Genomic DNA, 18,153 nt, shown 5'->3' on the forward strand with positions numbered 1-18,153 from the left:
GCGATGCGCCCGGCGCTCGAAGTGGCGGACATCCTTCGCCGCTGTGGTCCGCAGTATCGGCAAACCCATGCCGAGGGGCTCACTCGTGTCCAGCGGCGGGTGATGAGTGCGATCGAGCTTTGTCGTACCGCCGCGCTTGGCGGGCATGTCGAGCGGTGCGACGCGTGCGGCCATCAGCGCATCGCCTACGACTCGTGCCGCAATAGACATTGCCCGAAGTGCCAGTCGCTCGCCCGCGCGCAATGGCTTGAACGCCGGCAGGCCGAGCTGCTTCCCGAGACCGAGTACTTCCATGTCGTCTTCACGCTTCCCGAACCCATCGCGGCTCTCGCGTACCAGAACAAACGCGTGCTCTACGACATGCTGTTTCGCGCCAGCGCCGAGACGCTGCGCACGATCGCCGCCGACCCCAGACATCTCGGTGCCGAAATCGGCTTCATCACGATCCTGCACACGTGGGGGCAGAATCTGCTGCATCATCCGCACGTGCATTGCGTTGTGCCGGGCGGCGGCATCGCCCCGGATGGCGAGCACTGGATCGCCTGCCGTCCCGGCTTCTTCCTGCCGGTACGGGTCCTGTCACGGCTCTTCCGACGGCTCTTTACACAGCAGCTGCGCCGCGCATTCGACGCCGGCACGTTGCGCTTCCATGGCCAGCTCGAGCCGCTGCGTGATGCCCGGGCGTTCGCGGCCTGGCTTGCACCCGCGGCACGGGCGGAGTGGGTGGTCTACGCCAAGCCACCCTTTGGCGGTGCCGAACACGTGCTCGATTACCTGGGCCGCTACACCCACCGCGTCGCCATCTCCAACAACCGGCTGCTCGCCTTCGACGGGCACACCGTGCAGTTCCGCTGGAAGGACTACCGGTACGAGTCCAGACAAAGAACCATGACGCTCACGGCCGACGAGTTCATCCGTCGCTTCCTGCTGCATGTGCTGCCTGACGGCTTCAAGCGCATTCGCAGCTACGGGTGGCTCGCCAACTGCCACCGTGCCGACAGGCTCGCCACCTGCAGGCAGCTGCTCGGTGTCGAGGCTCCCGCCGCTGCCGCAGCCGAGCCCGGGGAAGACTACCGTGACCGCTACCAGCGACTCACCGGCAGGTCACTGCGCGACTGCCCCGTCTGTGGCAAGGGACACATGCTCCGCATCGAAGACATGCCCGGCAGCCTTCCACGAGCCCCGCCAGGTCCCACCCATGCGCGCTAGTTGCCACCGCACCTGTTTCCGCACACGTTCGCCTTTCCTGAAGAGGTCAACGCGGCTGCACTCGTGCCTTCGATCTGCTGGCGCACCTGCGTACTCCAGAACGGCGGGTGATTTGCCGGTTCACCCGCACATTCCCGCTTCCTTTACACGTGATGCTTCCCACTCCCGTCAGAAGTACCGGTCTGATCGCCCCTGCAAGACATCACAAATTACCGCGGCGGTCATTCAATACCCATAGCGGCCACCGCCTGTGGAGCGGTTCAGCACAAACATTTTTTTGATTACCGGTCGCGGATCCGGTCCGACGACATGGTGATGCGCTGGTTGCCGCGACCGCCAACCAAAAAAATCTCTGCAAAATGTTGCGCGCAACATTTTAGCGGCTACAAGAACAGCTTTACCCGAGGCATCACGGAGATCGGCTGTGCTGCACATGCGCGACGCAAGTTCTTCGAGCTGCATGCAAACCATCAGAGCGAGATCGCCGGGCGGGCATTGAAATACTTCGGCACGCTATACGAAATCGAACGGGAAGCCGCGGTGCTTGATCCCGATGCACGGCGTGCGCTGCGCCAGAGCCGTTCGAGACCGGTGATGGATGCTTTGCATGCGTGGATGAGCGCGCAGCGGTGCCTGGTTCCAGAGGCCTCAGGAATTGCGAAAGCCCTGGACTACAACCTCAATCGCTGGGCGGCGCTCACGCGCTATCTCGACGATGGGCACGTGCCCATTGATAACAACTGGGTTGAGAACCAGATCCGTCCCTGGGCGATCGGCAGGGCCAACTGGATGTTCGCAGGCTCTCTGCGCGCGGGGCAGCGTGCCGCAGCGATCATGAGCCTGATCCGCTCGACTCAACTCAATGGGCATGACCCGTATGCGTATCTCAAGGCTTGCAATTACCCACTTCTTTTTAGCGCGAGTTCATAGCCGATCTGGATGTCAGTCAGACGTCGCATCCCACGCCACATCACGGTATTGCCCGGCGGAGGGTCACTGGCACGCGCAAGGTAACCACCGAGCTGGGCGAGCCTGATGACGTTGCGCACGAGCGGTGGTGCCTGTGCGTTATGAGACGTGTCCTGAACGACGTGTTCAAGCAGGTCGATTTCGGTGCGTGTGAACGCGAGTTCGGCTGCGGCCCGTGGCGCCGAGCGGCCGAGCATGGTGATCCAGAATATGCGCCAGCTCAGGATGCAGAAGACTGCGATCAGGTTCGTTAGCCGGTCGGCTGTACGAAGTCGGGACTCTTCGGCCTTGCAGCCCGACTTCAGGATTTTGTGGAAGGTTTCGATTTTCCAGCGCATTGCATACCAGTCAAGTTTCTCGATTGCCTCGGCACGAGAGCGGACCGGCAGGTTGGTGATGAGTTTCCATTCTATAGGGGCACGCCCGGGCGGCGGATCTCGCTCCTGCGCGTGAAGTACTGTTAGCTGTAACGCGGGGTAGCGGCTCTGCTTGCCGATGGGCGGCAGAACAGTCATTGGCGCATAGCGCAGTTCGAGCGTCGCGGTCATCGGACGGCCCTTCGCATCGCGAAGCTCGACGCGATGGAGTCCCTTTACCTGAACCTGCCGCATGGCTTTGGAGATCGTGTGCTGACCATCTCCCGCGAGCCTGTCGACACAGGTACGCACGAGGAAGTAGGTGGAAAGATCATATGCGGTGCAAAACAGCTCGTAGATGTCGCTTTCCCGGTCACCGATGTGAATGCAACGCACAGGATCGTCGAGAAGTTCAGTCGACTGGCGCATATTTTCCAGCCAGCGCCAGCTTTCCTTTTCCTCAATCGGTACGCGCGTGGGATTGATATGACGCTTGAGTTCAGAAGCCCCCTTGAACTGCTTTCTTGTCCAGAATTTCACTGCAGCCAGACCAAGTGGCAATCCATCGGCAGTAACAGCAAGACTCGAATGCATCAGGATGCCGCATTGCGTGAGCGGTCGTCGCGGGCCCCTGCCGTTCTTCCCCGTGCGCAGGGTCGTCTTGCCCGTGTAGCCGATGAGTTCGGGACGCTCGCGCTGGTACGAGAATGCGGTCGTGTCCTGCAGGATAAGCACCGGCCCATCGGTGGCCTTCACACGCTCGGCGCTCGCCTGGAAATGTCCGCTCAGGATATCGTGTTCGCTGACGCGGTCATTGGACAGAAACCGGTACGCAGCCTTGGTCGAAGCCCAGTCCTGACAGGCGAACGGGATCGTCTGCCCCATGCCGTCCCACAGCTTCTCGAGCAGGCTTGCGAAGCGGCGGCGCAGCCTGGTGTCCTGGAATTCGCTTCCCTGGACTTCCAGATCGAACCACGAACGATCATCCGCGTGTCGCTTACCGGCCATCCCGCGTGCGTATGGAATGTGACGTATGCCAGGTTACCAGGTTTCGCGCTGGAGATGTGGGTAATTGCAAGATCTCAAGGACATCCTCACGCGCCTGCCCACGCACAGGGCCAGCGACATTGCAGCTTTGCTGCCATACCGCTGGCAACCACTCCCAACGGCGTAATTTTGTTCTTCGAGACGCGATTGCTGTTCGCCGATGGCAACGCTACGGCTGAGTATCTGTCAAACGACGTCATGCGCAAAACTCGAGGGATCGAGATCACGGCTTGGGTCCGGCTCGCAGCTTGGAATGTATCTCCGGCCAAGGCATCGGAGTAATTTCCTCAACCAAATCTAATGCAGCAATCGGGTCTGTTTCGTTATCCGCGTACCTCCCATCTGCGCGATATCTAAATGGAAGATCATTGACCTGCTCAAAACAGAACTCGTGTCCGGGATAAGCCAACCGGACCTCGACAATCTCTCCAAGACGGTTGCGGTAGAACTTCCCTTCTTCGAGCCTTAGTCCCGACGATGGCATTTCCGCGTTCTCCTGACTCATAGTAAATTCTTTATCCTTACCCAACCTAGCAACCAATTCCAAATCGCGTTCAGTCGGCGCGTAATCGGACACCACGCCTACAGTCACACCGGTAGCGGCGAGGCAGATGATAACCGAACCGGTCAATCGCCCTTGCGAGGCGTAGCGAGCCCCCGAAAATTATCACAACATGCCGGGTGGTCTGACCAAAGCCGAATGATGCCGCACTAAGGTGCAGCGACGTTACTACGTAGATGGCTGTAATTCGCGATTGTTTTAATCTCGTTCGTCAAGGCGGGATAGCTGGTCGCTTACACGCAAGGTGCCTTCACCGGTTGCTTACGGTGATTAAACACAGTGTGTGCTTCAATTTGCGCTTACGTCAACGTGACCGCACTCGGCCGAGCGGACGCGGGGTTCTCTTGGTGCACGTACTAAGCGCGTACGGAAGCCAGATCTTGATCAGTAGCGGTGACCGTTTAGCAGTGTTCACCCGACTTTCGTGAGTCCATGCGTCAATGTCGGCACTAATCAACGGGCATAGCGGACGGCGGCGAGGAGATCGGGAGAGACAATCTGGTGAGGCCGCTTGACATAAAAACCGTCGACGGCCTTTTGCAAGACAGGCAACAACGGCGTCAAGCGTCAAGCCGCTTGCGTCCTCTGTACGCGGACGGCTTCGAAGACCGACCTGCAACAGGCACCATTCGTGGCGTCCGCGTCTGCATCACCGGATGGTGGTACAGACTCGCGAGTCATGATGAGCACCGTTTCCAGTGTCAGTGGGCGCCTCATGCAAGCCGGCGCAAATCTCGACGACCTGGCGCTCACGAAGGATTGGGCGATCGACGCCACCGACGACTTACAACAAGACCGCTTGCTGTAGAAGTTCCAGCGCTTTCAACTCATCCAGTCGGCCCGTGCGCGCCTTACCTGCCAGCGTCTTGATCAATGCTTCTGCTATCGGCGCAATACCGTAGAGATTCTCCAGGCTGGTCACAGGAGAAGAGGGGAGCAGGGCCGGACCTGGCGGTACGGCCACGGAGACGCGTCGCGACTGCTGCATCGCCCCATCGGGCGCAGATTTGGCTACCGAAACCGCTTCATGATTTTCATCGAATGAACGGCTGGCGAGGTCGTCGGGGAAGTCATTGACATCGGCGCGCGGGCTGTCGACGATCGTTTGCACGTCGTCCGCGGCGTCCGCCGAAACAGGTGCGGAGCTTTCCGAAGCGCCCAGGGCGGTCGCCCGCTTGCGCCTCGTGCGCACCTTCCCGTCGACGCTTTCTCCCTGCACGCCATCGTTCGTGGCTGGCGCAGGCGCCCCCTGTTGTTGAACAGGTGCACGGCCGCGCGGAGCGGGCGTGAGCATTTGCGACACTGGCTCTGGAATCTCGGCTTCCGTGCGCGGACTGTCTAACCAGCCGACGGGCAATCCGAGTCGCTCCGTGAACCGGTTTGCTTCGACACCATCCATTCGCTTCTTGCCGTTTAGCCGATCGGCGATGTTGAACCCACTCATCTCCGTGACCACGCCGAGTCTTACTTTTGATCCGTTGCGACTCGTGAGAAGGCGGAGGTTAGCGCGTCGAATGTTCTCGACCTCGGCGCTGTCGCTCAATGCCAGCGGTTGCTGCTGGGGCGTCCTGGGAGACGTCTTGTCCGTCGGGCGCGCAGCCTTGAGCGGCGCACGAGATTTGGTCTGTTCAGGCGTGTCGCCTCGACGATTCCTGACGGCTCGCGGCGAACCGCCAGCAGCTACTTTCTTTGGCATTTGCGCTTCCTCGGAAACACTATCTTCAGGAACGGGTTGCTGGTCGACGGTCCTGGCGGGAGTCAGTTCAGGTGCTTCGGACTCTGCGTCGAATCCTTCATCGATCTGGACGAAGTCGAGCGGTGACTTCAGACGAGTGATGGTCTCGTCCGCGAGCGCAGGATTGGGCTGGTCAAAAAATCCATGCGGTAACCCAAGTGTGGTTTCCATGTGGAAGGCGGTCTCGGGCGTGAACCGCTCGCCTTTTATCAGTTCTGCCACACGCGTCATGTTCGATTCGAGCGCAATGGCGATATTCTCTGCGCCTACCGCGTCGACCAGAAACTGAAACGATCGTGTTTTGAAGATGGAGGCAGTCTGGGCGGAGTCCCGTGGAGGCGCCTTCACATACGGTGGTCCCGGCCGTTGTGGCGGAGACTTTTTCTCGTGGCGAGGCTGATGTTGGCCGTTGCGCCGGGATCCCGCATTGCGTCCGCGGGCTTGACTCATAAATGACGGCTCCATGCGATGTGGCTATTCCGGATCTGCTGATTATAGACGAGGCGATGTCGGCATTTGACGCCGTCCTCAGGCTGTCACATTCTGGGATTATGCTTTTGTCCCTCGGTAGTCAGCCCACGGTTGTGGGCGTCATGGAGCGCCCGTCACCGCAAAAGCTCACGACCGGCGTTTCTCTCTTTGCATCAGGAGCATCCCGTGTTGAGCGCCCACGAATTCGCAACATTGATGCTGGTCAAGGACTCTGCCGATCACATTGCTGATCGGGAAGAACTTGGTGCGTTGCTTGAACGCCAGCTCGTCGCACTGGAGCGACTTGCGGGCGGGGCTGTACGCCCTCGCATCACGGAGGACGGGGAGTCTCTTCTCCGTCACCTCGCCTTTATCAATTGATGGCAAATATCCGTCGGTGCCGCCTGAAATCTGCCAACCGCACGAGCGGGCGCCAGGTATTCAACGCAGCGCTTCAAGGCGGCGTTGGCAAATTTTGTCATCTCCACCGCGTCGATAACTCTGCATCGCCTTCGTGCGGTCCGGGATAAATCCGTTGTCGTTCGCACCCCACTGGCCTTCCCAGAAAAGCCCGAGATTGAGTGCTGCGGCTTTGTGTCCAAGCTCAATGGCTTGCTCGTAGAGCGATCGCGCACAGCTTACATCAACCTGCATTCCCCGTCCGAGCCGAGCGCTGTCGGCCAGCGCGGCGGCAGCCATACCGCGCAGACGACTGTCCGCGGTTTCATCTTTCATCACGTCGTCAAGAATCGCGTTCCCGGTTTCGAAGTCCGCTTCACCTCCCGTGGGCGTAACCAGAGAAATGGCCATGGCTACCCGCCATGCAGGATGGCGGTTCACACCGATGCGTTCGAGTAACCAGCGGCCGAGATACGCTGCGCCATCCAGCGTGCTGATGAGAAGCGCGTTTGCGATGACAGCGAGGGACTCGGGTGACAGGAATCCCGTCTTGTTCGCCGCGAGCACGTGCCTGCAAAATTTCTCGACATCGAGAGTAGGGTCGGCGCGACGCAACTGATGCCATTCCCGCTCGATCGACCCAACCCAGCTTTCCATTTGCACGGTGAGCAACCCGGTGGTGAAGAATGCACCTGATTCTAACTCACCTTTTACGTCTCCCAATTGAAATCTGTGGGCGCACGACGGTGCCGCCCCCAATTTTTCCTGTTGCATTGCAAAATCGATCAGCCTATGACCATCCATATGGATGGTGAATGGATGGCGGAGATGAAAAAAGAAGCAATGATTGAAGGGCCGCGTGCACGGGGCAGTGAGTCAGAAAAAATCACGATCAACCTCGGTCCGATCGATCTCGGCCAAATCGATCTTCTCGTTGAGGAAGGCTTCTATTCAAACCGGACCGACCTTATCCGCACGGCAATACGAAACCAGCTCGCGCTTCATGCACCCGTCGTCAAGCAGACCGTCGAGCGTCGCGCGCTTGTGCTCGGGATGCAGCATTTTTCGAGGCAGGATCTCGAGGCGGTTCGTGACGCCCGGGAGCGTCTAAAGATCCAGGTGCTGGGCCTGGCCAGCATTGCCACCGACGTGTCCCCGGAACTCGCATCGGAGACCATCGAAAGTGTGGTGGTACTCGGAGCCTTTCATGCAACGCCAGCGGTCAAAAAGGCGCTCGCGGGAAGAATCCGTTAGTCGCTAGCCCGACCCCCAAACGTAGGTGACAACCGGACAAAGAAATGAAACTGAATGAAGGATTCCTAAATTCGATGCATGAAGCGATGCAATTACTGCGTACCCGCGGTGCGGTCGAAGCGACAAAAGCGGTTCAACGCGCGCGGCGGGAGCAGTGCGCCGGTGCAGCAAACGCAAATGTATCTGGCAGAGAGGTCACGGCGCCCGTAAGCTCGCAGGCATGGACTCAGCAAACGACCTCAGTCAGGGCACGCGAAGACAGTGTTGACGTTGAGGACCGGGGGCATTTCAGCATGCTCGCGTACTCCAACGCAGCCGGTCGTCGTCAATATGGGCTTTATGTTCCAGCGGGAGCCGCAGGCGAGCCGTTACCCCTTATCGTGATGTTGCACGGATGCACACAGGATGCGGATGATTTCGCAACGGGCACCCGAATGAATGCGCTTGCCGAGCGGCACCGATTTCTCGTCGCTTATCCGGTGCAGCCGCAGCAGGCCAATCCATCGAAGTGCTGGAACTGGTTCAAACCGAATGATCAACGTCGCGAGCGCGGCGAGCCGTCAGTGATCGCAGGGATCACGCGGGATATCATCGCGGCCCACAACGTCGACCCCGGGCGCGTGTACATCGCTGGGATGTCCGCAGGAGGTGCAATGGCGGCGATCATGGCCACCGAATACCCCGAGATTTACGCCGCGGCCGGTGTGCATTCGGGTCTCCCGCCGGCGTGTGCGCACGATCTGCCCTCGGCACTGGCGGCAATGAAGGGCGGCAAAGGTGCCGGAAAATCGATGCGGGGAAGGCGAGAGACCACATTGGCACCGCGACGGCCGATGATTGTTTTTCACGGTGATGCGGACACCACTGTCCACATAACCAATGCCAGACGGCTCGTCGAGGGCTTCAATGCAGGGCGGGGCGCACATTCGGAGAGCAGAACGGCTGGGGCGGGCCGGGCCTGCACCGTCTCCCAACTGGTTTCTGCCGACGGTATCGATGCTGAGTTATGGATCATTCACGGGGCGTCACACGCGTGGGCCGGGGGCAACGCAGCAGGCAGTTACACAGATCCAGTTGGCCCGGACGCCAGTGCCGAGATGCTGCGCTTTTTCCTCGAGCATCCCCAAACGCAATGATGCTCCTGGAACGACCACCGCTGATATGCCGGCTCGATGCCGCCGCTTCGTCAGTGACGGCATCGTTGGGCATGGTACTGTCGTCGGCGTCGCCATATGGAGGTGATGCTGTGTTCCGCACGCGTATTTCCGGTTAGAGCGCCTGGGCCGACAGATAGCGACCCGTCACGGTTAGTGGTGTGCGTACAGCGGAAGGAAGGGGTCTTTTGCTCGTGGAGAGCCTTCGCTCGAAGGTCTCGGGTCACCACTCGCGGCGACGGGTGCAGGACATCGCGGGATGTCAGTGCGAGGTAAGGCAAGATTCAACATCTTCGCGAAGTCGTCTGCAGCGCGCACGCGCGCGGTCAGGTTCAGCTCTCCGTTGAGCCCAAGCAGCTTGTCCGTTGTTTTCAGAATCGACGTGTGGTCGTACTGCGAATGGTCGATGGTGCCCGCGGGGACGAAAGGGGAGACGACGATAGCCGGCACGCGCGCGCCCAGCCTGTCGAAAGCGAAGTTGTGAGTCTTCAGTCTGGGGTTCTCGGCCGACCCGGGCGGTTCGGCAACAGGAGGCGTCACATGGTCAAAGAACCCGCCGTGCTCATCGAACACGATTAGCAGGACGCTGTTGGGCCATAGCCTCGACGTGCTGATAGCGTCGTACACCTGCTTGATCAGCGCTTCTCCATTCCGGACATCCCCGGCAGGATGCATCGAGTTGCCGTTGCGAAAGTCGTTCTTCGCATCGTAGGTGGGTTCGATGAAGATGAATTTTTCGGTCAATGAGTCGCTGGCGAGCCGCGAGATGAGCGTATCCATCCCGACGAATCGGCCCGGCAGGTTTTGCATCCCATGGATGCCGCGCGTTTGCGCAACGTCACCCTGCACGATAAGCCAGTCCGACGCCTGTAGCTTCGAGAAAACTGTGCCGTTCGGAAACGTGAAAAGGGGCGCGTTGAAGAATATGGCTTCCAGCACCTGCGCGTCGCTCGGCGAATGGTCAAGTCCCGACGAGGTCCCGGCCACAGCAAAGAATCGATTGGGCCACGTCGGTCCTGGCATTGAAGAGAACCAGTTGTCGCACACACCAAACTGGCTGGCCAGGAAATTCAGCACGGAAGCTGGTCAGGCGTGAACGCGTTAAAGGCGTCCGGCACTATGTCCGAATGATCCTCATATGTCGCGGCGAAGCCCGTCGTTGAAAAATCCGTTGCAAACGGTGGGTATCCGTTTGGCCCAGACACGAGCGAGTCGTTGCGCACAGTATCTCCGCTGGCCACCTGTAGCCCGCACAGTTGAACGCAAGCATCGGTGAATTCGTGACCGGGGTCGAAGCCGAGGGCGTAGGGCGCACCCTTACCCAGGGTGTATGAGGTCCCCGTTCTGCCGAAGTTGACAATGGGCGTAGAAGGCAGTCCGTTGGCAGTTGTTGCCTCGCCCGTGGGTGTTTTGCCTGTCAGGCGGGACCATCCGAATACGCTGTCATAGGAACGGTTCTCAAGCATGAGAACGAAAACGTGCTGTATCGCCGACATCATTCACCTCGGAATGTTATTGCCCGAGGTCTTTCAGGTCGGCGTCCGCCAACGAGACCCGGGCCATTATTGGCCAATTCGACTCCGTCCCACTTACGCTTGAACGCAATCGACCGAAACACCGTTCTATTTATATGCTGCAAAAGATAAAACGCAATGAGGAGTACCCGCGTCGGGTTTCAGGCGCTCGTGTCGTCGGCACGTCGCGACATCGTCGCGTCGTCTTTCTTGGCCACCACCACGTGAGTTCCCTGCGCTCAGCACCGTGGGCCGGAACACGATGCGGTCATTCGCAGCTTCGACGTTCGCGTCAGGCGTCGCGAGCACAGCGGGAGGAATACCGTTGGAACGGCGGATCGACGATGCCGGAACGCCGCGGACGATCTTGAAAAATCGCTTCGCATTGGCATACAATGAATAATTGCTGGCACTCTGCGGCCGGGTCCCTGATGAAGCACGGGCGGGTATGCCATAGGCAACCAGTGTGCGTTGTGGCGGCAATTGAGCGTTACGGGGTCGCGACCAAAGCGCGACCTCCCATTCGGCAGAAGTCTTTCCGCGAAAGATAGCCTTAAAAGGAACGACCAATACGCTACTGGCCGGAAGCTGGGTGGCGTCGCTCGCTCTCGCGACAACTCCCGTCTCATCGTTGCCTTCTCCCCCGCAACCACATACAACATCGGCAACACAAATCGGAATCAGACAGGGCTCGCGTTCACCGTTCACCGGCCGCGCCAGATTGACGAGCACCAGAAGCATTGGCGCAGTAAAGAGACGCGTCATAAATGAAGAGCATTTTCGACGATCTAAGCCGCGCCGATCTCCGCTGTCACCTCGTCATCGCACAACTCATTTCCCGGGTGAGAGGCAATGAGTGCTGCAGGCCGTGCCTCTGGTCGAGTCACTAAGATAGTGGTCGCAGGTGGTTGGCGCTTCGCCCGACGGGCTTGAAAGCAAACGTCTGGGTCAGGTGTCAGAGCAGCTTGCCAGATTCATATGGCACATTGAATTGCTGCGCGATGCGGAAGTACTTGCAACTCTTTTCACTGATTCTGGGCGACTCGATTAACAGTCTCCGATAGTGCGCGGAATCACGGAGGTTTGTACTGCTCGTCTCGAGACCTGGCCCCATGAGCTTTAGCGTGTACGTCTTGAACACGGCCCGCAGCGCGCAAAGGTAGTTGCCGCGATTTTCACTGCTTCAAATGCGCACCGGTAATGAGTTCGCGCCGCTTGCAGAGGGACGCTTTCTCCATCAGACTCAGGGCGCGAGACGTCGCGATGAGCGGGCAGATTCTGCGTGTCGTTCAAATGCAGCGCCGGCCGCTGCTCGGGGGAATCTGAGCGACGGCCGAAGCGCAGTGGCCCATCAGACTTGCTGCGCGAAGATCTTCCAGGTCTTTTTCTGCGTGGCGGCGTCGGCCGTTTCGTGCACCGAGCAGTCCAGACGCAGATCGGTGTCCGACATCGACAGATCGAGTAGCATGCAGTGATGCAGCGTTTTTTTCAGGTTTTTGCCCGGCTGGAAATGTGCGCAGGTCACGCACATCCGGTGCGGCGGAATTTGGCCTTGCACCTCAAGTTGGCGCACGGTCTTTAGCAGCGTGCGATAGAAAACCGACTGCTCTTCGTCACGCAAGGTGCCGACCGCGTTTGCGAGGAAAGCCGGCCATAGCGTGGCGCGTTTGGCTGCGGTGCGCCCGCGTGCCGTCAAACGCACGGCGAGCGCGCGTCCGTCGTCGAGTGCACGGCGCTTTTCGACGAGTCCCTTGGTTTCCAGCGTGCTGACGGCATCGCTCGTGGTTGCGGCCGTCAGCGCGGTTTCACGGGCGATTTCGCCGAGACGCATCGGCCCCTTGCGTTGCATTAGCAGCACCAGGATTTCGCCCTGGGTCGGCGTCAGACCGGCGCCTTCCGCCCATTCCCAGGCCTGGCTCCGCATGGCTGTGCTAAGTCGCAGCAAGCTGTGGGTCACCCGCCCGGTTGCCTGCGCTCCGTATATGGCTTCGCTCATTGTCTTTTCGGTCGATGTTGAGAACTGTCCTTTCACGTCGACATCCCGCATTCAATATCGGCACGCGGACAGTCAGCAACGCATCAGATTTTTCTCTGGGAGCGAGGTTGTGTGCTGATCAGCGGATCCTTACAGCCGTTTGCTAAATACTACTACATTGTGTGGACGAGGAGAGGCTTCCCTTCTCTGTGGACACGGTCACTGTTCTACCAACGTCGGCGTCAACCGAATTTCTATTGCGCCCGTGGATGGGCATCGATATGGCCACGAGACAGCGCCCGTGTAGGCTTACCTGTCTGGCTTGCGCTTTGCGCATTGCCGAACCTGGGGCCAGGCTGGTGGTCAAGCGACGAGGGAAAGAGACCACCTCTCTGTGCTGCGCGACTTTTTTCGGTGGTAGCGAAGACGCCCGCCGCTGTGGTTTGTGACTTTGTTACCGTGATATCGATTCCAATGCATATGCGTTTTAATGTAAACGGGCAGAAGTTACTAAATCCTGATTTTGATCGCGGGCATTCGTTAGCTTTCTCGGAAAGGTGATTGCATTGAATCTCTCAATTGTGTACGTTCTAAGAAAGAGGCGCTAAGCTACCGTAGAACAGGCATAAGAGATTATGCGGGCAAAGATGAATTCAGCTGTCGAGCGCGGCATCTTGTATATCGCCGGATTAAGCGTGCGACGTTTGTTCAATGCGCTCCGTAGAGCATGCTTGTCGATGATTGGGGCAGTCGGCAAAACAATCGCATTGAAACGTCGGGGCTGACGGGATATCAACTTGATACGTCGCAAGAGCTGAGTGCACAAGCTGGATGAGATTGAGCGGAAGCAAACAGGGAAAGGCTCGATCCGGAGTCGCGAGCCGAATGACGGCCGGTTAGTCATAGGCTAAGTCCGCAAGCCCGTATTAAAGAATCACTTGAGTCGCTGAAGACATTTTCTTCGGTTTGCTACTGCTAATTTTCGCCTGGTACGTAAGGAATGCAGATAAACGCATGAACCAATCCCTAAAATTGGATCTTCGGGCGAGAGCCGAGTTGCTCGCCTTTCTGGTTGAATCTCAACTTCTGACAAGGTTCGTTAGCGGCGACTGGCTCACTGTCGGGGACGTCGTTGAATTCGAACGTATCTGGCTGGCTGCAAATGGGCACGATGCTGACTGGTTTGAGCGGGTGTCAATCTCGAGCTGGTCGAAGACGCTCGCTGAACGCGTCGAGCTGAATTTACCGGTGATGCTTGGCGTCGAGTCAGCCGCGGTCTCCGAACCTCGACCCGACTTCCGCGCCAAGTTTGTTCGGGCAGTCTATGAGATGTGCGTGGACCATCTCGTGGAAATGGGCTGGTTCATGAACGGCAAACTACGCACACGCGACGGCGAAGCGCTGTAAGGAAGGCCATTTCATGGTTGCTTGCCGGGGCTCCAGTGAGGTGGGGCAGATGTGCCCGTCTGCATCCGGCATCCGTTATCCGAAGACGTGCGAGAGCTGCAGTCTCTTCATCCAGGTTTGCCGGCTTCCTGAAAGTCGCGCTTTACGTGAGGGAATATTCGCGCGGTAGTTCGCGTCATATACCGATTGATCTGCGCTACAGGGCGTTAGCCGGTGCTCGCACCGGTTATGGTGGTTATCGATGGAGCAAATCTTTGTTTCCCGGGCCAGTGCGATTCAGCGACTTCTCGAGAGAAGGCGAACGCTCATCTCCGAGCTCGAGTACAACCCGTCCCTTGCGTATTCCATTGGGGACGTCGAGCAGCTTCTCTCGACGTCAGAGCTGGTCGACTGAATGTTTTTCAGTTCACCGACGACATGGGGCAGATAAGTCGTATTTTCATTCTTTAGCTCCGTTCGATCGGGCCAGGCGTGGAATTCACGTGCCGTGAAGTCTGAGTTGACATAACAGGTTGAGCGAAAACTGCGTCAACACGATCTGCGGCGGCATGCCGAAAAGCGGCGCGAGTACGACGAGCGCCAACGAGCCCGTGAGGCAGCCAGTCCATCCGAAGCGATAAGCGGTAGAATGATTGAGCCGGCGACTTCAATCATTTCGCATGCGTGCAACCAACGCGAGCAAGCGAGCACTCATTTCCACGACTGGCAAGTGCACGGGCCAGCCGTGACCAGGAAGCAGCCATTCGAATCGATACGCGGCCAGCTTGCCAAGCGATTCGGTGAGTTCGGTCCATGAATACCAGCACGCGTCCCTGAACGCGATGAGGTCCCGCTCGCGCGGGCTCCAGGCAAGCGAATCACCTGAGAAGAGTACGCGATCCTCAAGCAGGTATGCGACGCTTCCCCGAGTGTGCCCGGGCAGTGGGATTGCGCGCACGCCGGCCGCGATGCCCTGTGCTGACCGGTCGTCGAGCAGATCCGTAGCATATGGGGCGGCCGACCTGTCCTCCCGATGGATCCAGACGCGAGCGCCGAACTGGCGCGCGTATTTGTCCGCATCTGCGACGTCGTCACGATGCGACAGAAGGATGTGCGCAATACCCCCGGCTTCCTCAAACCATTTCACCAGCTCCGCCGCATAGCGCGGTGAGTCGATCAGCAGATTGCCGTCCGGACGCGCCGCAAAATATGAATGTGCGCCAAACGACGACCGTGCGTTGAATCCGCACCGCCACACCCCCGATGCGATCTGCTCCGGAAAGATCACGGCGTTCGGGCGAGGCTGCTTCGTTTCGCTGCGTACCGATGCCGTAGGACATACGAACACCGCACGCCAGGCAGCCAGTTGCTCCTCCTGCGTGACAGGCTGCCGAACGAAGACACTCTTATCGTTTTTTTCGACAATCAGCCTCGGCGCGACATGACGCGACGCACCGCAATTGATGCAGGCTGTGTCGATATACCACTCCCCTGGGACGGAGTCGGTATTGCGTGATGGCTTCATTCGATGCTCGAATTCCGACAAATCATGGCGACCTCACGGTTCACTATGATAGATCTTTCAAACACCCGCCGCAGCCAGACGCGACTGTGGCGTCCAACGAGTGGCGGCTCCAGGCGCGCTCTGTGGTTCGACCGGTCTCGCGGCAATGTGGCCCTTTCGAGGAGAAACACGTTCCGGTGTCGACGGCGATGCGTGTCTTGCCAGAGCGGACACGCTTACGCACCGGCTCGGCCGGCGATCACGCGGTGCGACGCATGCGATGTGACGGGCCGGTCGACGCGAATCGCACCTTCACGCGATGCGGCTGGCTGGCGACGACCGGGTGGCTGTGATGCAAATGCGTCGAAGCGTAGTGCAGCCGCGGTACGGCTACGGAAGGGCCACCGCCGTTCACCCAGTTACGGATCATGGCCAGATCAGCGGAGCGGGCACCGGATGAACGCGCGCCAAGCAGCGCAATGATTACCGGGCCTCTCGGCATCGCGACATCGACCACGATGCAGCGACCCGCCTCGCGCGTGTATCCGGTTTTGGCGAGCTGAACGTCCCAATCCGTCCAGCGGACAACCGGATCTGTGTTGCGATAGAAACGTGTCCGGTTGCCGATTGTTTGTTCATACGCTGTCAGCGTGGTAAATGAACTGATAGTCGGATAGTGCGACGCTTCGATTGCCAGTTTGACAACATCGCGCGCCGTGGAGACATTGTCCGGCGAAAGTCCCGTCGGATCCTCGAAATGCGTGTCGGACATGGTTAGCCCACGCGCTTTCAGATTCATCTGCCCGACGAACGCTGATCGGCCGCCGGGTGTCACTGACCGGCATATTCGAGCCATTCCGGGATCGGCGTAATCGAGCCACCGGATGATCGCCGCAATCGAGCCAGTGCATGATCGGCGCAATCGGGCCACTCGATGATCGGCGTATTGGAGCCACCGCAGGATCGGCGTAATCGAGCCACGTAGCGGGCTCAGTGTTCTGTCGGGCGGCAGCCCGAAACGCATTTCGAATTTCCACAACCCGGTACCTTCAGGCTTTTTGCCCGGAGGGCCGATGAGTCGAAGGAGGTTCGAAGTGTTTGAGTATCGACAGGTTCTGGCGCGCATGCGTCAGGGCGATTCCGACCGTGACATTGCCAGCGCACGCCTGATGGGGCGTGGGAAGCTGAAGACCGTCAGGCAGGTCGCGCTCGCTCGGGGCTGGCTCGATCCCGGTCGGCCCTTGCCGGACGACGCCGAACTGGCAGCGATCTTCGGACGCAATCCGAAGCTGCCGCGTAGCTGCGTCTCCACGATTGAACCGTTTCGCGATCTGGTGCGCGGCTGGTATGACGCCGACGTGCAGGGCACGACGATCTTCAACGCGCTTCAGCGCAACCACGGCTATACGGGCAGCTATTCGGCAGTGCGGCGCTTCCTGCTGCACCTGAAGGCCGAGCGCGGCGCGAGAGCGACGACGATCCTGGAGTTCGCACCGGCCGAGGCCGCACAGGTCGACTTCGGCGCCGGTCCGGTGCTCACGCATGAGTCCGGGGTTCTGCTCAAGACATGGTTCTTCGTGATGACGCTGTGCTGGTCGCGTCATCAATACGCCGAGGTCGTGCTGGATCAGACGGTCGAGACGTGGCTGGCCTGTCACCGGCGCGCCTTCGAATGGTTCGGTGGCCGCGTCGAACGCGTGATCATCGACAACGCCAAGTGCGCGATCACAAAGGCGTGCATGTACGACCCCGAGGTACAGCGCTCGTACGCCGCGCTGGCCGAGGGGTACGGCTTCCGGATCGATGCATGCCCTCCACACGATCCTGCGAAGAAGGGCGTCGTTGAGGCCGGAGTCAAATACATCAAACGATCCTTCGTGCCGCTGCGCGAATTCCGCGATCTCGCCGACGCCAACCGTCAATTGCGCGACTGGGTGATGCAGCAGGCCGGCACGCGCGAGCACGGCACGACGCGCGAGCAGCCGCTTGCACGTTTCGCCATCGAGAAGCCACTGCTCGCCAGACTGCCCGATGTGCCGCCAGTGCTGGCCGTATGGTGCGAGGTCAAGGTCCATACCGACGGGCACGTCGTCTACAAGAAGGCACTGTATTCGGTGCCGTTCACGCTCGTTGGCAAGCAGCTGTGGCTGAAGGCGACCGACACGGTCGTGCAGGTGTTCCACCGCCATGAGCTCGTCGCGACCCATCCGCGCCTGCGCAAGCCCGGCGATCGCCACACGGTGCGTGACCACCAGCCGCCTGAAGCGCAAGCGTGGCTCGAGCACGATCCACAGTGGTGCCTGGCGCGGGCAAAGGATATCGGGCCAGCCTGCCACGCGCTCGTTCTCGCGATGTTCAACGACAAGGTGCTCGTCAACCTGCGCGGCGCGCAGGGCGTCTTGAGGCTTCGCGAGAAGGTCGGCGATCAACGGCTGGAGGCTGCGTGCGAGCGTGCGCTCGTGTTCGCCAGCCCCAAGTACCGCACTGTCAAGGCGATCCTCGACAAGGGGCTGGACAGCCAGCCCACCGCAGCACCAGCGCCGACGCCGGCGCCTGCCGACACCTATCTGAACGGCGGCCGCTTCGGCCGTGACCTCCATTCCCTTCTGATCCATTGA

16 protein-coding genes and 1 pseudogene are annotated in these 18,153 nt (G+C 59.6%); 7 read left to right on the plus strand and 10 right to left on the minus strand.

From position 1 onward, the window contains the following. Positions 1-3 precede the first annotated feature (3 nt). Entirely contained in the window at positions 4-1,209 is a 1,206-nt protein-coding gene (locus tag QEN71_RS42905) for an IS91 family transposase (protein ID WP_201662623.1), read from the plus strand. A 375-nt stretch (positions 1,210-1,584) separates the two neighbouring features. After that, positions 1,585-2,100: pseudogene (gene tnpC, locus QEN71_RS42910) on the plus strand (IS66 family transposase); the annotation flags it as partial. A gap of 8 nt (positions 2,101-2,108) precedes the next feature. Here tnpC and QEN71_RS42915 read toward each other — a convergent pair. The 3 genes from QEN71_RS42915 to QEN71_RS42925 all read right to left on the minus strand — a co-directional run bounded on the left by QEN71_RS42915 (position 2,109) and on the right by QEN71_RS42925 (position 6,328). Then, entirely contained in the window at positions 2,109-3,542 is a 1,434-nt protein-coding gene (locus QEN71_RS42915) for an IS4 family transposase (RefSeq protein ID WP_290468274.1), read from the minus strand. A 262-nt stretch (positions 3,543-3,804) separates the two neighbouring features. Next, positions 3,805-4,212: a hypothetical protein gene (locus QEN71_RS42920; RefSeq protein ID WP_201662519.1), complete on the minus strand. Its 408-nt coding sequence runs from the start codon at positions 4,210-4,212 to the stop codon at positions 3,805-3,807. Between the two features lie 715 nt (positions 4,213-4,927). Next, positions 4,928-6,328, minus strand: coding sequence for a hypothetical protein (locus QEN71_RS42925; protein ID WP_201662522.1), 1,401 nt, complete (start codon positions 6,326-6,328; stop codon positions 4,928-4,930). Positions 6,329-6,535: 207 nt separating this feature from the next. Between QEN71_RS42925 and QEN71_RS42930 the strand changes: the two genes are divergently transcribed. Beyond that, on the plus strand, positions 6,536-6,730 hold the full coding sequence (locus tag QEN71_RS42930; protein ID WP_201662525.1) for a hypothetical protein: 195 nt from the start codon (positions 6,536-6,538) through the stop codon (positions 6,728-6,730). Positions 6,731-6,790: 60 nt separating this feature from the next. Here QEN71_RS42930 and QEN71_RS42935 read toward each other — a convergent pair whose 3' ends face one another. Then, on the minus strand, positions 6,791-7,522 hold the full coding sequence (locus QEN71_RS42935; protein ID WP_233472218.1) for an SEL1-like repeat protein: 732 nt from the start codon (positions 7,520-7,522) through the stop codon (positions 6,791-6,793). Between the two features lie 54 nt (positions 7,523-7,576). On the opposite strand from QEN71_RS42935, the gene QEN71_RS42940 reads away from it, so the two are divergent. Together QEN71_RS42940 and QEN71_RS42945 are read left to right on the plus strand one after the other, a co-directional pair. Beyond that, complete coding sequence (locus QEN71_RS42940; RefSeq protein WP_201662548.1) at positions 7,577-8,002, plus strand: CopG family transcriptional regulator; 426 nt, start codon at positions 7,577-7,579, stop codon at positions 8,000-8,002. Between the two features lie 44 nt (positions 8,003-8,046). Next, positions 8,047-9,138 carry an extracellular catalytic domain type 1 short-chain-length polyhydroxyalkanoate depolymerase gene (locus QEN71_RS42945; RefSeq protein WP_201662528.1) on the plus strand — a complete coding sequence of 364 codons (1,092 nt, stop codon included), beginning with the start codon at positions 8,047-8,049 and terminating at the stop codon, positions 9,136-9,138. A gap of 171 nt (positions 9,139-9,309) precedes the next feature. Here QEN71_RS42945 and QEN71_RS42950 read toward each other — a convergent pair whose 3' ends face one another. The 4 genes from QEN71_RS42950 to QEN71_RS42960 form a co-directional block, all read right to left on the minus strand. Continuing rightward, positions 9,310-10,233, minus strand: coding sequence for an alkaline phosphatase family protein (locus QEN71_RS42950; RefSeq protein WP_201662530.1), 924 nt, complete (start codon positions 10,231-10,233; stop codon positions 9,310-9,312). After that, positions 10,227-10,655 carry an alkaline phosphatase family protein gene (locus tag QEN71_RS44940; RefSeq protein ID WP_377792163.1) on the minus strand — a complete coding sequence of 143 codons (429 nt, stop codon included), beginning with the start codon at positions 10,653-10,655 and terminating at the stop codon, positions 10,227-10,229. Before QEN71_RS44940 ends, QEN71_RS42950 begins: the two co-directional genes overlap by 7 nt. A 123-nt stretch (positions 10,656-10,778) precedes the next feature. Further along, positions 10,779-11,435, minus strand: a complete 657-nt coding sequence (locus tag QEN71_RS42955) for a hypothetical protein (protein WP_201662536.1) — start codon at positions 11,433-11,435, stop codon at positions 10,779-10,781. Positions 11,436-12,021: 586 nt separating this feature from the next. Beyond that, the gene (locus tag QEN71_RS42960) at positions 12,022-12,666 is read right to left on the minus strand and encodes a MarR family winged helix-turn-helix transcriptional regulator (protein ID WP_201662551.1); all 645 of its coding nucleotides are present in this window, start codon (positions 12,664-12,666) and stop codon (positions 12,022-12,024) included. Positions 12,667-13,659: 993 nt separating this feature from the next. Between QEN71_RS42960 and QEN71_RS42965 the strand changes: the two genes are divergently transcribed. Then, positions 13,660-14,052, plus strand: a complete 393-nt coding sequence (locus tag QEN71_RS42965; protein WP_201662539.1) for a hypothetical protein — start codon at positions 13,660-13,662, stop codon at positions 14,050-14,052. Positions 14,053-14,698: 646 nt separating this feature from the next. Here the strand turns inward: QEN71_RS42965 and QEN71_RS42975 are convergent. Together QEN71_RS42975 and QEN71_RS42980 are read right to left on the minus strand one after the other, a co-directional pair. Further along, positions 14,699-15,556: an MBL fold metallo-hydrolase gene (locus tag QEN71_RS42975; RefSeq protein ID WP_201662542.1), complete on the minus strand. Its 858-nt coding sequence runs from the start codon at positions 15,554-15,556 to the stop codon at positions 14,699-14,701. Between the two features lie 238 nt (positions 15,557-15,794). Next, the gene (locus QEN71_RS42980; protein WP_290468339.1) at positions 15,795-16,559 is read right to left on the minus strand and encodes a serine hydrolase family protein; all 765 of its coding nucleotides are present in this window, start codon (positions 16,557-16,559) and stop codon (positions 15,795-15,797) included. Positions 16,560-16,629: 70 nt separating this feature from the next. On the opposite strand from QEN71_RS42980, the gene istA reads away from it, so the two are divergent. Then, the gene (gene istA, locus QEN71_RS42985; protein WP_201662938.1) at positions 16,630-18,153 is read left to right on the plus strand and encodes an IS21 family transposase; all 1,524 of its coding nucleotides are present in this window, start codon (positions 16,630-16,632) and stop codon (positions 18,151-18,153) included.

Source organism: Paraburkholderia sabiae, from assembly GCF_030412785.1.
GTDB lineage: Bacteria > Pseudomonadota > Gammaproteobacteria > Burkholderiales > Burkholderiaceae > Paraburkholderia > Paraburkholderia sabiae.